Origin of the sequence: Streptomyces broussonetiae, from assembly GCF_009796285.1 — a bacterium.
Classification (GTDB): Bacteria; Actinomycetota; Actinomycetes; order Streptomycetales; family Streptomycetaceae; genus Streptomyces; species Streptomyces broussonetiae.
This window is the reverse complement of sequence record NZ_CP047020.1, coordinates 3782409-3796418: the sequence shown is the minus strand read 5'-3', so window position 1 is coordinate 3796418 and position 14010 is coordinate 3782409. Positions and strand designations below refer to the sequence as shown.

Below are 14010 nucleotides of genomic sequence, written 5' to 3'. Positions count from 1 at the left end.
TCAGGGCTGATGTGCGGTCGACTCGACGGTCAGCCGACCTTCTTGGCCTTCTCGAGCGCCTCGGCCAGGCTCGTCAGCAGCGGGACGCACTTGTCGTAGGACAGGATCGGCTCGGGCGAGCGCGCGATGACCTGGCCCGCCTTCACGGCGGGCAGCTTCTTCCAGGTCGGCTTGGTGATGTCGGCGGGCTGGATGGCCGAGGTGCGGTCGTCCATCATGATGACGTCGGCCGGGTACTTGTCGACGTTCTCCCAGCTCAGCGACTCGTACCAGCCGCCGCCCTGCTTCTTCGCTCTCTCCGGGGGCTCGACGAAGTTCACGCCGAGGCTCTTGAAGTACTCCAGGTCGACGGAGAGGTTGGTGCCGGAGACGTAGAACAGTGGGTCGCTCGCGCTGGCGGCCATCACTTTGATGCCGGGCTTGGCCTTGGCGGCGGCGCGCAGCCGGGCCGCGGCGGCCTCGAACCGCTTCTTGGCGTCGGTCGCCCGGGCGGCCTTCATGTCCGCGCCGAGCGAGGCGGCGAGGTCCCACATGCGCTGCAGAGGCTGGGTGAGCAGGCGGTCGTAGACGGAGATGCCGACGCTCGGGGCCAGTTGGGAGATCTTCTTCTTCGACTCCTCGGGGATGTACCAGAGCGTGCCCGAGGAGTCGAACATCGTCGAGATCAGCACGTCCGGAGCGAGGGAGGCGTACTTCTCGATGTTGAACTGGCCCCAGGTGTTGCCGAGGACCGTCACCTTGCTGACATCCATGTCACCGGCCTGGACGTCGGCCTTGCCGTCCTTGGTCGTCGTCGGACCGAAAACACCCTTGACCTGGACGCCGTAGTCGTAGAGCGCGGCGCCGACGCCGGTGAACGCGACGATGTTCGCGGGGACCTTGTCCAGCTTCACGGCCTGGCCGCGGTCGTCCCTGAAGGACCAGGGGCCGGACCTGGCAGCCGTCGTGCCCTTGTCGGAGCCGCCGTCCTTGCCCTTGCCGTCCCCGCAGGCCACGAGCGCGGCACCGAGACCGATGGCTCCGCCCACGGCGAGGATTCCGCGGCGAGTCGGATGAGTGGCACGGGCAAAGGGCATGGGTCTGACTGCTTTCGAACGGGGCGGAGCGCCCGCCGGACAGGAACGAAAGCAAGGTTAGCCTAACCTCATTTGATGTCCAGAGGTCCGCGCCTCGACGGTCTGCGCCTGCCCGCTTTCCAGCTCATTTACCGTTGCTTGACTGTCCCGGCAGTTAGGGAGATCACATGAGAATCCGGGGAGGGGGAGCTTGCGCACACGTGGGCACATTCGTGGAGGGGCGGGGCTTCGAAGACGCTGCCGAGGCGCGGCCGTCGGCCTGACGACGGGGACCGGTGCGCCTGCGCCGGCGACAGCCAGGTGACCAACTCCGACCCACGCGCCCCCACGGGCACCACCCCAACGCGCCCCCAGGATGGCTCATGCTTCGAAGAAGCTCGCCGGGACCGACTGCCCCGGTGGCGCATCGGGCGGCGGCTGGGGGTTCATGGTCGACAAGGGAAACGGCAGCTTCATGTCGAAGACGGCGAAGTCCGGCCCCCGGGATCGGCCTCGGCTTCACATGCGAGTTCTTCGGCTGCACGCCGAGTCTCGCCGTTGTGGACGGCGGGAGAACTCTCTGCGCCACCGACGACCCGGACGTCCCCTGTGGCCTCGAGGTTCGCTTCACCCGGCAGAAGTGACCGGGCGGGGACCGGGGGGAACGCCGGACGATCCGTGCGGCGTCGGTGTGAGGCTCACCCGCGCAAGGTGATGCCCGCGGTGCGCCGCCCCGGCAGGACAGCGCACCGGACCCGCCTCGGACGCGCCTAGCCCGCCAGTCCCAACTCCCGTGCGATCAGCATCCGCTGGACCTCGCTCGTGCCCTCGCCGATCTCCAGGATCTTGGAGTCGCGCCACATCCGGGCCACCGGGTACTCGTTCATGAAGCCGTAGCCGCCGTGGACCTGGGTGGCGTCGCGGGCGTTGTCCACCGCGATGGTGGAGGAGTACAGCTTGGCCAGGGCCGCCTCCTTCTTGAACGGCTCCCCGGCGACCAGGCGGCTCGCCGCGTCGCGCCAGGCCAGGCGGGACGTGTGGGCCTTCATCTCCATGTCCGCGATCTTGAACTGGATCGCCTGGTTGGCGCCGATCGGCCGGCCGAACGCCTCGCGCTGCCTGGCGTACTTGACCGACTCGTCGACGCAGCCCTGGGCCAGGCCCGTCGCGAGCGCCGCGATGGCGATCCGGCCCTCGTCGAGGATGCGCAGGAACTGGGCGTAGCCCCGGCCCTCTTCGCCGAGCAGGTTCGCGGCCGGCACCCGGACGTCCTGGAAGGACAGCTCGCGGGTGTCCGAGGCGTTCCAGCCGACCTTCGAGTACGGCGCCGCCACCGTGAAGCCCGGGGTGCCCGAAGGGACGATGATCGAGGAGATGCGCGGCCTGCCGTCCGGCTTGCGGCCGGTGACCGCCGTGACCGTCACCAGACCCGTGATGTCCGTGCCCGAGTTGGTGATGAAGCACTTCGTGCCGTTGATGACCCACTCGTTCGTGTCCGCGTCCAGGCGGGCCGTCGTCCGGGTCGCGCCCGCGTCGCTGCCACCGTCCGGCTCCGTCAGCCCGAACGCGCCCAGGATCTCGCCCGCGCACAGCCGGGGGAGCCACTCGCGCTTCTGCTCCTCGGTGCCGAACAGGTGCAGGGGCATGGCGCCCAGCGAGACCCCGGCCTCGAGGGTGATGGCCACGGAGGAGTCGACCCGGGCCAGTTCCTCCAAGGCGATGCCGAGGGCCAGATAGTCGCCGCCCATGCCGCCGTACTCCTCCGGGAACGGCAGCCCGAACAGGCCCATACGGCCCATCTCGCGGACGATCTCGTACGGGAACTCGTGCCGCTCGTAGAAGTCGCCGATCTTCGGCGCCACGACATCGTGCGCGAACTCCTCCACCGTACGGCGGAGTTCCTCCAGCTCGGGGCTGAGACGGTGGTCCATGCTGATCACTGGTCCTTGTGGGAGAGAGCGCGGACGGTACGGGACGGGCTCGGGCGGCCCAGCTGTTCGGCCATCCACACGCTCGTGGCGGTCAGACGGCCGAGGTCGACCCCGGTCTCGATACCGAGGCCGTGCAGCATCCAGACGAGGTCCTCGGTCGCGAGGTTGCCGGTGGCCGACTTGGCGTACGGGCAGCCGCCCAGCCCGCCGGCGGAGGCGTCGATCGTCGTCACCCCGTGCTCCAGGGCCGCGTAGGTGTTCGCGAGCGCCTGGCCGTAGGTGTCGTGGAAGTGCACGCCGATCTGATTGGTCGGCACGCCCTCCTCGTTGAGCAGGTTGAGCAGTTCCAGGACATGGCCCGGGGTGGCGACGCCGATCGTGTCGCCGAGGCTCAGCTCGTCGCAGCCCATGTCCTTGAGGGCTGCGCAGACGGCGGCCACCTGGTGGAGCGGCACCGCGCCCTCCCAGGGATCGCCGAAGCACATCGAGACATAGCCGCGCACCTGCAGCCCCGACTCCTTCGCGTGCCGCACCACCGGCTCGTACCCGCCGAGCGACTCCTCCAGCGAGCGGTTGAGGTTGGCCCGCGCGAAGGACTCGCTGGCGCTGGCGAAGACCGCGACCCGTTCGGCGCCGAGCGCGAGCGCCCGGTCCAGGCCGCGCCGGTTGGGCACCAGCACCGGCAGCGCAACCCCCGGAATGTCCTTGACCAGGGGGAACAGCTGCTCGGCGTCGGCCAGTTGGGGCACCCACTTGGGGTGCACGAAGCTCGTCGCTTCGATCGTCGTCAGCCCCGCGTCGGCCAGCCGGCGGATGAACTCCGCCTTCACCTCGGTGGGGACGGCCGTCTTCTCGTTCTGCAGTCCGTCGCGCGCGCCGACCTCGTGGATCCGCACCCGCGCGGGCAGGTCCTGGGCCGGAACGACCATCGGCAGCCCCTCGACGCTCATGGCGCCACCGGCCCTTCCTCCTCGTGCGGCGCGATCACGGCGAGGACCTGGTCCATGGCGACGGTCGCGCCCGGGACCACGTCCAGCTCGGCGACCGTGCCCGCGTGCGGGGCGGAGATGACGTGCTCCATCTTCATCGCCTCCACCACCAGCAGGCTCTGGCCCGCCGCGACCTCGTCGCCGACGGCGACCTTCACCACCGTCACCGTCCCCGGCATCGGCGCGGTCAGCGAGTCGGCGCCCGCGTGCGCGGCCCCGGTGAGGGACGCGGCGACCGGATCGTGATCGTGCACCTGCCAGGCGTCCCCGTCCCGGCCCAGCCAGGTGCCGTCCGGTGAGGCGGCGAAGGTGTGGCAGACGCCGTCGAGCAGGAAGGTGAACCCGTGCCCCGTGCCGGGCCGCGGGGCGACGGCCCCGGACCCGCGCACCGGCCGGTCCGTGCCGGGCAGCAGCAGTTCGCTCCCGCCGTCCGGCGTGCTGCGCACGCGGACGGTGACCGGCTCGTGGCCCGCCACCCGCAGGTGATGTGCCGTCCAGGCCCGCCGGCCGCCGAGGCGCCAGCCGTCCGCGGCGGCGAACGGGTTCGTCCAGCCGGAGCCGTCGGCAGGCGCGAGTGCGGCCTGACGCAGCAGCGCCGCCGCCGCGTAAACCTCCTGCGGCACCTCTTCCGGCACCAGCGTGTCCACTTCCCGCTCGACCAGTCCGGTGTCCAGGTCCCCCCGGACGACGGCCGGATGCGCGAGCAGCCGCCGCAGGAACCCCGCGTTGGTCGGCACGCCCAGTGTGACCGTCTGAGCGAGAGCCGCCCGGAGCCTGCGCAGCGCCGTCGCGCGGTCGGGGCCGTAGGCGATCACCTTGGACAGCATCGGGTCGTACAGGCTGCCCACCTCGGTGCCCTCGCTGAGCCCGGAGTCCGTGCGGACGCCGTCGCCCTGGGGCTCGTTCAGCAGCAGCACCGTGCCGCCGGAGGGGAGGAACCCGCGCGCGGGGTCTTCGGCACAGATGCGGGCCTCGACCGCGTGCCCGGTGAGCGTCACGTCCTCCTGCGTGAAGCCCAGCTTCTCCCCGGCCGCCACCCGCAGCTGCCACTCCACCAGGTCCAGCCCGGTGACGAGTTCGGTGACCGGGTGCTCCACCTGCAGGCGGGTGTTCATCTCCATGAAGTAGTACCGGGTGGGGTCGTTGCCCGGCACGATGAACTCCACCGTGCCCGCGCCCCGGTACCCGCAGGAGCGGGCCGCCTGCACGGCCGCCTCGCCCATCGACGCGCGCGTGGCTTCGTCCAGCAGGACCGAAGGCGCCTCCTCGATGATCTTCTGGTGGCGCCGCTGCAGCGAGCACTCGCGCTCGCCGAGGTGGACGACGCCGCCGTGCCCGTCGGCCAGCACCTGGATCTCGATGTGCCGGGGCCGGTCGATCCACCGCTCCACGAGCAGGGTGTCGTCGCCGAAGGAGGCCCGGGCCTCGCGGCGGGCGGCGGCGATCTCCTCCTCCAGCACGGTCAGGTCCCGCACCAGCCGCATGCCCTTGCCGCCACCGCCGGCCGACGGCTTCAGCAGCACCGGAGCGCCCAGCTCGCGTGCCGCGTCGGCCAGTTCGGGATCACGGCCGCCGGGCACGACCGGCACCCCGGCCGCCTTCACCGTCTCCTTGGCGCGGATCTTGTCGCCCATGAGCGCGATCGCGTCCGCCGACGGGCCGATGAAGACCAGCCCCGCCTCCTCGCATGCGCGCGCGAAGCCCGCGTTCTCGGCGAGGAAGCCGTACCCGGGGTGCACCGCCTGGGCGCCGGTGCGGGCGGCGGCCTCGAGCAGCCGCTCCACCGACAGATAGCTCTCGGCGGCCGGCGCCGGGCCGATCCGTACCGCCGTGTCGGCCTCCCGGACGTGCCGCGCGTCGGCGTCGGCGTCGGAGAAGACCGCCACCGAGCGCACGCCCAGCGAGCGGAGCGTACGGATGACGCGTACGGCGATCTCGCCCCGGTTGGCCACCAGCACTGTGTCGAACACGGTTCCCCTCCTCACATCCGGAAGACGCCGAACTGGGGGTCTCCCAGGGGCGCGTTGGCGCAGGCCGTCAGGGCGAGTCCCAGCACCTGACGGGTCTCCAGCGGGTCGATCACGCCGTCGTCCCAGAGGCGGGCCGTGGCGTAGTAGGCGTTGCCCTGGTGCTCGTACTGGGCGCGGATCGGCGCCTTGAAGGACTCCTCGTCCTCGGCGGGCCAGGACTCGCCGCGTGCCTCGAGCTGGTCCCGCTTGACGGTCGCGAGGACGGATGCCGCCTGCTCGCCGCCCATGACGGAGATCTTGGCGTTGGGCCACATCCACAGGAAGCGGGGGGAGTAGGCCCGGCCGCACATCGAGTAGTTGCCCGCGCCGTACGACCCGCCGACCACCACGGTCAGCTTGGGCACGCGCGTGCAGGCCACGGCCGTCACCATCTTGGCGCCGTGCTTGGCGATGCCGCCCGCCTCGTAGTCCTTGCCGACCATGAACCCGGAGATGTTCTGCAGGAACACCAGCGGGATGCCGCGCTGGTCGCACAGCTCGATGAAGTGGGCGCCCTTCTGGGCGGACTCGGAGAACAGGATGCCGTTGTTGGCGACGATCCCCACCGGGTGGCCGTGGATCCGGGCGAACCCGGTGACCAGCGTCTGCCCGAACTCGGTCTTGAACTCGGCGAACCGGGAGCCGTCCGTGATCCGCGCGATGATCTCGCGTACGTCGTAGGGGGTACGGGAGTCGACCGGGACCGCGCCGTACAGCCCGTAGGGGTCGGCCTTGGGCTCCACGCCCGGCTGCACGTCCCAGGGCGGGGACTGCCGGGCCGGGAGCGTGGCGACGATGTTCCGCACGATCCTGAGCGCGTGCGCGTCGTCCTCGGCAAGGTGGTCGGTGACGCCGGAGATCCGGGAGTGGACCTCGCCACCGCCCAGTTCCTCGGCCGTGACGACCTCGCCGGTGGCCGCCTTCACCAGCGGGGGCCCGCCGAGGAAGATCGTCCCCTGATTGCGGACGATCACCGCTTCGTCGCTCATCGCCGGGACGTACGCGCCACCGGCGGTGCAGGAACCGAGTACGGCGGCGATCTGCGCGATGCCCGCCCCGGACATCCGCGCCTGGTTGTAGAAGATCCGCCCGAAGTGCTCCCGGTCCGGGAACACCTCGTCCTGCATCGGCAGGAAGGCGCCGCCGGAGTCGACCAGGTAGACGCAGGGCAGGCGGTTGTCGAGGGCCACCTCCTGCGCGCGCAGGTGCTTCTTCACGGTCATCGGGTAGTACGTGCCGCCCTTGACCGTGGCGTCATTGGCGACGATCACGCACTCGCGCCCGCTGACCCGGCCGATCCCGGCGATCACACCGGCGGCCGGGGCCTGACCGTCGTACATCCCGTCGGCCGCGAGGGGGGCCAGCTCCAGGAAGGGCGAGCCCGCGTCGAGCAGCGTGTCCACCCGGTCCCTGGGCAGCAGCTTGCCGCGCGCGGTGTGCCGGGCGCGGGCCTTCTCGCCGCCGCCGAGCGCCGCCGCGGCCAGCTTGCCGCGCAGCTCCTCGACGAGTGCGAGGTGGGCTTGTTCATTGGCCCGCCAGGCCTCGGAGGCGGGGTCTGCCGCGCTCCTGAGCTCCGGTGCCTCGTGCATCCTGCGGTCCCCTCACCGGTGATCGAACCTGTTGCCCAGATCTGTTAATGAGCGTTAACCATTTCCTTCAGGTTAACGACCGCTAACCTCGCTGTCTAGAATTACTCGCATGGTCACCAGAACCGACGCCCCCACCCGGCGCGAGCAGATCCTCAAGGAGGCCGCCCGGCTCTTCGCCGAGCGCGGCTTCCACGGCGTCGGTGTGGACGAGATAGGTGCCGCGGTCGGCATCAGCGGCCCTGGCCTGTACCGCCACTTCCCGGGCAAGGACGCGATGCTCGCCGAGCTGCTGGTCGGGATCAGCGGCCAGCTGCTCACGGGGGCCAAGCGGCGCCTTGCCGAGGCCGACGGCGCCACCGGCGCCCGGGCCGTCCTCGACTCGCTGATCGAGGGGCACATCGACTTCGCCCTGGACGACCGGCCGCTGATCACCCTGCACGACCGCGAGCTGGACCGCCTGCGCGACAGCGACCGCAAGCTGGTGCGTCAGCTCCAGCGGCAGTACGTCGAGCTGTGGGTGGAGGTCGTGCGCGAGGTGTACCCGGGTCTCAGGGAGCCCGCGGCCCGCTCCGCCGTCCACTCGGTCTTCGGCCTGCTCAACTCCACCCCGCACCTGGGCCGCGCGGGCACGCTGCCCGGCCGGGGTGCCACGGCGGCCCTGTTGCACCGGATGGCGTGCGGCGCGTTCGAGGCGGCGGGGGAGGAGTGAGCCGCCGGGACGGGTGCGGCAGCTTGTTGCCGAGGGGCTTGCGCGTGGGCTAGCTCACCCTGGACGGCACACCGTACTGGCCGGTATCTTCGAGTCTGAGCAAGCGCTTAGACATGCCGTTGTGCCGAGTAGGTGGAGGTAAGCCGTGCGCCGTACGGTGTTCAACGAGGATCACGAGGCGTTCCGGGAGACCCTCCGCGCCTTCATCGAGGCCGAGGTCGTCCCGGTCTACGACGAGTGGTTCGCCGCCGGCCAGGCGCCGCGCGACTTCTACTACAAGCTCGGTGAGCTGGGCATCTTCGGGATCAACGTCCCCGAGGAGTTCGGCGGCGCGGGTCTGGACAGCCACAAGTTCGAGGCCGTCCTCTACGAGGAGACCGCGCGCGCGGGTGTCCAGTTCGGCGGCTCCGGTGTGCACGTGCTGCTCGCCCTGCCGTACATCAAGATGCTGGCCACGGACGAGCAGAAGAAGCGCTACCTGCCGAAGTTCGTCACCGGTGAGGAGATGTGGGCCATCGCGATGACGGAGCCGGGCACCGGTTCCGACCTCGCGGGCATGAAGTCCACCGCCAAGCTCTCCGAGGACGGCACGCACTACGTCCTCAACGGAGCTAAGACCTTCATCACCGGCGGTGTCCACGCCGACCGCGTGATCGTGTGCGCCCGCACCTCCGCGCCCACCGCAGAGGACCGCCGCCACGGCATCTCCCTGTTCGCCGTCGACACCAAGTCCGAGGGCTACTCCGTCGGCCGCAAGCTGGACAAGCTCGGCCTGAAGACCTCCGACACCGCCGAGCTGGCGTTCGTCGACGTCAAGGTCCCGGTCGAGGACCTGCTGGGCGAGGAGAACAAGGGCTTCTACTACCTCGGCCACAACCTGGCCTCCGAGCGCTGGGGCATCGCCTTCGGCGCCTACGCACAGGCCAAGGCCGCCGTCCGCTTCGCCAAGCAGTACGTGCAGGAGCGCACCGTCTTCGGCAAGCCGGTCGCCCACTTCCAGAACACCAAGTTCGAGCTGGCCGCCTGCCAGGCCGAGGTCGACGCCGCCGAGGCCGTCGCCGACCGTGCGACGGAGGCCCTGGACGCGGGCGAGCTGACCCCGGCCGAGGCCGCCTCCGCGAAGCTGTTCTGCACCGAGGTCGCCCACCGCGTGATCGACCGCTGCCTGCAGCTGCACGGCGGCTACGGCTACATGAACGAGTACCCGATCGCCCGCCTGTACGCGGACAACCGCGTCAACCGCATCTACGGCGGCACCAGCGAGATCATGAAGACGATCATCGCCAAGGACATGGGCCTGTAGGGCCCGCGCCCTCACTGGCCGGTACAACTGACGCCATGAGCAAGGCACTTCAGGACCTCCTCGATCTGCTCGACCTCGAGCAGATCGAGGAGGACATATTCCGCGGCCAGTCCCGCTCCGCCGTCGTCCCCCGCGTCTTCGGCGGGCAGGTCGCGGCGCAGGCGATGGTCGCCGCCGGGCGGACGGTCCCCGCCGAGCGCAGCGCCCACTCCCTGCACGCGTACTTCCTGCGCCCGGGCGACCCCGGCGCGCCGATCGTCTACACCGTGGACCGCATCCGCGACGGCCGCTCCTTCACCACCCGCCGCGTGGTCGCCGTCCAGCACGGCAAGCCGATCTTCCATCTCTCGGCGTCCTTCCAGACGTACGAGGAGGGACTCGAGCACCAGGCCCCGATGCCGTCCGCGCCGGACCCCGCCACGCTGCCCACCTCCCAGGAGCGGCTGCGCGGTTACGGCCATCTCGAGGCGGCCGTGGTCGAGAAGTTCATCGAGGCCCGCGAAGCGGTCGATCTGCGCTACGTCGAGGAGCCGCCCTACGGGCAGTTCGGCGCGCCGCGCGAGCCGCACAGCCAGGTGTGGTTCCGCACCAACGGCAAGCTGGGCGGTGCTGTCGACGAACCGTTGCTCCATGTCGTCCTCGCCACCTACGTCTCCGACATGACCCTCCTCGACTCCGTGCTGCTCGCGCACGGGCGTGGTGGCTGGGCGGTCGGCGATGTCGTGGGCGCCTCCCTGGACCACGCGATGTGGTTCCACCGTCCCTTCCGCGCCGACGAGTGGCTGCTGTACGACCAGGAGTCGCCGTCCGCGCACGGCGGCCGGGGCCTCGGCCAGGCCCGTATCTACACACAGGACGGGCAACTCGCCATCACTGTCATCCAGGAGGGTGTGGTCCGCGTTCCGCGCGGCTGACCCGCCGAGATGCCGAGTGACGAATCGGGCATTACGCTCATTCAGTGAAGCCGCAGTACAGGGTGTGACCATTTGGATGCGCTCCGGATGCACGGAGCGTGAAGTTCCGGTGGTGGCGACCCTGTAGCCAACCTCTGCGGCGACACCTGAAAAGCGCGCCGTGCCTTCCCCCTCTGCGAACACGGCGCCGGCCATCCATCCCGTGTCTTCCCTCGGGGAGCCGCGAGAGATGATGGAAACGAAAGGGTAAATTCCCATGCGAGCACAGCGCATTAGGCGTTATGTCGTGATGTCCGCGACCGGCCTGCTGCTGGCCGGCGGGACCGCGATCGGCGCGGCCGGCACCGCCTCGGCGGCCCCCGCGCACCACCGGTTCAACGAATGTGGCGGCCGGCACCACCACGGTGGCCGGCACCACGGCGGGGGCGACCGAGGCCGCGGTGGCCGCGGCGGCAACCGAGGCGGCCGCGGCGGCGGCAACTGGGGTGGCGGCAACTGGGGTGGTGGCGGCAACTGGGGCGGTGGCGGCAACTGGGGCGGCGGCGGCGGTCGCGGCGGCGGTGGCGGCAACTGGGGTGGCGGCGGGGGCAACTGGGGTGGTGGCGGCGGTGGCGGCGGCGGTCGCTGACACTGACCGCTGACGCAGATCGCGTCCAACTGTGCGGCTCCGCGCGCGAGGAGCCGCACAGTGCTGTCCGGGCCGTCAGGAAAGCCCTGACTCCGCCAGCAGATAGGCCGTCATCGGGTCGTAGTGACGCGGGCTGACCACATGGTCGTCCAGCGGTACGACGACCTGGACGGTGCCTTCGGACTCGGCCAGGAACAGCGCGGGGTCGTTGCAGTCGGCGTACCCGACGGAGTCGACGCCGTGCTGTCCGGCGTACCCGGCCCAGCCGTGGTCGGCCACGACGAGATCGGGCAGCGGGCGCCCCTCGCGCTCAAGTCCCGTCAGAATGGCCCGCATCGGCTCCCCGGAGTGGGTGTGCCACAGCGTCGCCCCGTGCTCCAGGACCGCCACGTCCGCGAACTGCATGACGTACCCCTCGTCCGTCTGCAGTCCGTCCGGAATGACGACGATCTCGCAGCCGGCGGCGCGCAGCGCGGCGGCCGTGGCCCGGTGCACGTCCAGCAGGCCGCCCGGATGCCCGGTGGCGAACAGCACCCGCTGTCTTCCCTCGGCCGCCTTGCGCAGCCGTGCCGCCATCCGCTCCAGTGCGTCCACGGTCAGCTCGGGGTCGATGGTGTCCTGCCCGTACCGGTACTCGGGGTCGTCGTTCACCCCCACCCGCTCGGCCATCACCGCGAGCACGTCCTGCTCGTCCGTCCAGCGGTCGGCCAGCTCCAGTCCGAGCCAGAAGCCCCGGACACCGTTGGCGAGCTGACGGTAGTGGGAGAGGTTGTTCTCACGGGGCGTGGCGACGTCCCCCGCGATACGGGTCCTCACCAGATGGTCGACGAGCTGGGCGCGGCTGGGTGTCCCGGATATCGGCATGCTTCCCATTGTGGGGCAGCGCGTCACCGCGGTCCTCGGCATATCGGGGGCTGGGACGGGGGTCACTCGCCTGCTCGGCCGTGCCGCAGCGCGAACCACAGCTCCATGCGGACGTCGGGGTCGTCCAGGTCGGCGTCCAGCAGGGCGGCGCAGCGGGCGATCCGTTGCCGCACGGTGTTGCGGTGCACGTCCAGAGCCACTGCTGTGCGGTCCCAACTGCCGTGCAGCGAGAGCCAGTTGCGCAGGGTTTCGGCTAGTGCGGGCTGACCGGCGAGCGGCGCCAGCAGGGTGCGGGCGTGCGCCTCGGCGTCCGCCCGCGGCACCAGGTCCGTGAGGCCCGGCCGGGCCCCGTGGCGGACCAGCGGGGTGCGGGTGGCCCGGGCGCGGGCCAGCGCGCGGGCCGCCTGGACGTCGGCGGCCGGCCACTCGCACGGCTCCACCGCGGCGCTCACGCCGAGTGTCCAGCCGGGCTGCGGCTCCGGCTCCCGCCCGCCCGGCAGCAGTACCCGTACGACGTCCCGGGCGAGATCGACCAGCGGCGAGCCGAGGGCGGCGCCGAGCGCGGAGGCGGCGACGGCGTCGGGAAGCTGCGCCTCGGGCCGTGCGTGCACGACCACCCAGCCGCCCTCTCCCAGCAGGGGCGCGACCTGCTCCGGCGGGGTGCCGAGCAGCAGCCGCACCAGCGCCGACGACCGTGCCGCCCCGGCACCGCTGTGGTGCTCCCCGGTCAGCAGCGACAGCAGCACCGCGGCGACGGAGGCGATGGTGTGGTCCCCGGGCTCGCGGCGCGTGGTGGCCACGCCGAGGACGAACCCCTCGCCGGAGCCGAGGGCGTAGACGGCGAGGTGGGTGGAGCCGACGGTGTCGGTGGCGGAGGTGGGCAGCGGCCGGGCGGGGGAGGAGACGGCGGCCGGGGTGGAGACCGGGCGTCCCGAGGCCGTGCCGGCGGCCGAGGGCGCGGGGGGCGGGGCGGGGGTCCGGTGCCCGGTGGCAGGGTTGGCGCCGGGGCGGCCGGTGGCCGTGCCGGCGGCCGGGGAAGCCGGGGCGGGGATCTGGCGCCCGGTCGCCGGCGCGGCGCTCGCGCCGTCGGCGAGGTCCTCGGCCGGGTGTGACCGGCCCGCGGTCGAGGGGGAGCCCTCGGCCGGGTCCGCGCCGGTCGTGCCCGCCGCGTGACCGCCCGCGGCGGTGGCTGCCGTGCGGTCGGCCGGGGCCCCGGGGGCGGGTGCGCCGGTGGGACGCACCACCACGGTGAGCCCGGCCAGGGCGGCGCGGATCTCGTCGGACGTCTCCCGGCCCGCCGCGGCGAGGACCGTGCGGTCGGGGCCGTAGAGCACGGCGTGGCCGGAGAGGTGCCGGGCCAGGCGGCGCAGCACCGACGGCACCGGGTCCGGCCGGCCCGCGGCGGAGGCGAGGCTCTGCTGGGCCTCGGTGACGCGGCGCAGCTCGGCGAGGCGGGCCTGTGCCATCAGCTGCCACACCGCGCGGGCCACACCGGAGAACGTGGTCTGCGGCGGGACCTCCAGCAGGGGCAGGCCGTAGTGCTCGCAGGCGGCGACCAGGGCGCGCGGAACCGTGTCGTGCACCGGGGCCACACCGAAGCCGAGGGCCGCGCCGCCTGCCGCGACGATGCGGGCGACGTAGTCGTCGAAGTAGGTACCCGAGCCCGCCGCCTCCGGAATGTGCACCCCGGCCGTGAGCAGCAGCTCGCCGCCCAGCAGATACGGGTAGGGGTCGGCCATCTCCGAGGTGTGCGCCCAGTGGATGACGACGGAGGGATCCGCCGGGCCCGCGATCTGCCGCAGGGCGAGGTCCTCACGGGCGAGCAGTGCCTGGAGCGGGACGGGTGGGGTCGGCGGGACGGCCGGCGCGGCTGCGGTCACCGGGGACGCCGGAGGCGCCGAGAACGCTGGGGGCTCTGAGGGCTCCGGGGGCTCTGGGGTGATCGATTCCGGCATGGTGTGCATTCCCTCTACTTCCACCCCGTTCATATGGATGAAACGTACACTTCGCAGTCGCTTT

11 protein-coding genes are annotated in these 14010 nt (G+C 71.7%); 4 read left to right on the top strand and 7 right to left on the bottom strand.

Going from position 1 to position 14010, the window contains the following annotated elements; genetic code table 11:
* Positions 1–29: 29 nt before the first annotated feature.
* From GQF42_RS17585 to GQF42_RS17565, 5 genes are all read right to left on the bottom strand, one after another.
* Positions 30–1076: an ABC transporter substrate-binding protein gene (locus GQF42_RS17585; protein ID WP_158921032.1), complete on the bottom strand. Its 1047-nt coding sequence runs from the start codon at positions 1074–1076 to the stop codon at positions 30–32.
* Positions 1077–1825: 749 nt separating this feature from the next.
* On the bottom strand, positions 1826–2986 hold the full coding sequence (locus GQF42_RS17580) for an acyl-CoA dehydrogenase family protein (RefSeq protein WP_158921030.1): 1161 nt from the start codon (positions 2984–2986) through the stop codon (positions 1826–1828).
* Between the two features lie 5 nt (positions 2987–2991).
* The gene (locus GQF42_RS17575) at positions 2992–3936 is read right to left on the bottom strand and encodes a hydroxymethylglutaryl-CoA lyase (protein ID WP_158921028.1); all 945 of its coding nucleotides are present in this window, start codon (positions 3934–3936) and stop codon (positions 2992–2994) included.
* Positions 3933–5945, bottom strand: a complete 2013-nt coding sequence (locus GQF42_RS17570) for an acetyl/propionyl/methylcrotonyl-CoA carboxylase subunit alpha (RefSeq protein WP_158921026.1) — start codon at positions 5943–5945, stop codon at positions 3933–3935. Before GQF42_RS17570 ends, GQF42_RS17575 begins: the two co-directional genes overlap by 4 nt.
* Before the next feature lie 11 nt (positions 5946–5956).
* Positions 5957–7573: a carboxyl transferase domain-containing protein gene (locus GQF42_RS17565; RefSeq protein ID WP_158921024.1), complete on the bottom strand. Its 1617-nt coding sequence runs from the start codon at positions 7571–7573 to the stop codon at positions 5957–5959.
* A 109-nt stretch (positions 7574–7682) separates the two neighbouring features.
* Here GQF42_RS17565 and GQF42_RS17560 point away from each other — a divergent pair, with 109 nt between their 5' ends.
* The 4 genes from GQF42_RS17560 (at position 7683) to GQF42_RS44965 (ending at position 11127) form a co-directional block, all read left to right on the top strand.
* Positions 7683–8282, top strand: a complete 600-nt coding sequence (locus GQF42_RS17560) for an SACE_7040 family transcriptional regulator (RefSeq protein ID WP_158921022.1) — start codon at positions 7683–7685, stop codon at positions 8280–8282.
* Positions 8283–8427: 145 nt separating this feature from the next.
* Positions 8428–9585: an acyl-CoA dehydrogenase family protein gene (locus GQF42_RS17555; RefSeq protein WP_158921020.1), complete on the top strand. Its 1158-nt coding sequence runs from the start codon at positions 8428–8430 to the stop codon at positions 9583–9585.
* Between the two features lie 35 nt (positions 9586–9620).
* Positions 9621–10499: an acyl-CoA thioesterase gene (locus tag GQF42_RS17550; protein WP_158921018.1), complete on the top strand. Its 879-nt coding sequence runs from the start codon at positions 9621–9623 to the stop codon at positions 10497–10499.
* A gap of 289 nt (positions 10500–10788) precedes the next feature.
* Positions 10789–11127 carry a hypothetical protein gene (locus GQF42_RS44965; protein ID WP_199273175.1) on the top strand — a complete coding sequence of 113 codons (339 nt, stop codon included), beginning with the start codon at positions 10789–10791 and terminating at the stop codon, positions 11125–11127.
* A 75-nt stretch (positions 11128–11202) separates the two neighbouring features.
* Here the strand turns inward: GQF42_RS44965 and GQF42_RS17540 are convergent, their stop codons facing one another.
* Both GQF42_RS17540 and GQF42_RS17535 read right to left on the bottom strand, forming a co-directional pair.
* Complete coding sequence (locus GQF42_RS17540) at positions 11203–11991, bottom strand: phosphatase (protein ID WP_158921016.1); 789 nt, start codon at positions 11989–11991, stop codon at positions 11203–11205.
* Positions 11992–12053: 62 nt separating this feature from the next.
* On the bottom strand, positions 12054–13946 hold the full coding sequence (locus GQF42_RS17535) for a PucR family transcriptional regulator (protein ID WP_158921014.1): 1893 nt from the start codon (positions 13944–13946) through the stop codon (positions 12054–12056).
* Between the last annotated feature and the right edge of the window lie 64 nt (positions 13947–14010).

Bases quoted from the DNA above. Each gene is read 5' to 3' on its own strand.
- GQF42_RS44965 (WP_199273175.1), top strand. From the start codon at position 10,789: ATGTCCGCGACCGGCCTGCTGCTGGCCGGCGGGACCGCGATCGGCGCG.
- GQF42_RS17580 (WP_158921030.1), bottom strand. From the start codon at position 2,986: ATGGACCACCGTCTCAGCCCCGAGCTGGAGGAACTCCGCCGTACGGTG.
- GQF42_RS17575 (WP_158921028.1), bottom strand. From the start codon at position 3,936: ATGAGCGTCGAGGGGCTGCCGATGGTCGTTCCGGCCCAGGACCTGCCC.
- GQF42_RS17535 (WP_158921014.1), bottom strand. From the start codon at position 13,946: ATGCCGGAATCGATCACCCCAGAGCCCCCGGAGCCCTCAGAGCCCCCA.
- GQF42_RS17550 (WP_158921018.1), top strand. From the start codon at position 9,621: ATGAGCAAGGCACTTCAGGACCTCCTCGATCTGCTCGACCTCGAGCAG.
- GQF42_RS17565 (WP_158921024.1), bottom strand. From the start codon at position 7,573: ATGCACGAGGCACCGGAGCTCAGGAGCGCGGCAGACCCCGCCTCCGAG.
- GQF42_RS17585 (WP_158921032.1), bottom strand. From the start codon at position 1,076: ATGCCCTTTGCCCGTGCCACTCATCCGACTCGCCGCGGAATCCTCGCC.
- GQF42_RS17560 (WP_158921022.1), top strand. From the start codon at position 7,683: ATGGTCACCAGAACCGACGCCCCCACCCGGCGCGAGCAGATCCTCAAG.
- GQF42_RS17540 (WP_158921016.1), bottom strand. From the start codon at position 11,991: ATGCCGATATCCGGGACACCCAGCCGCGCCCAGCTCGTCGACCATCTG.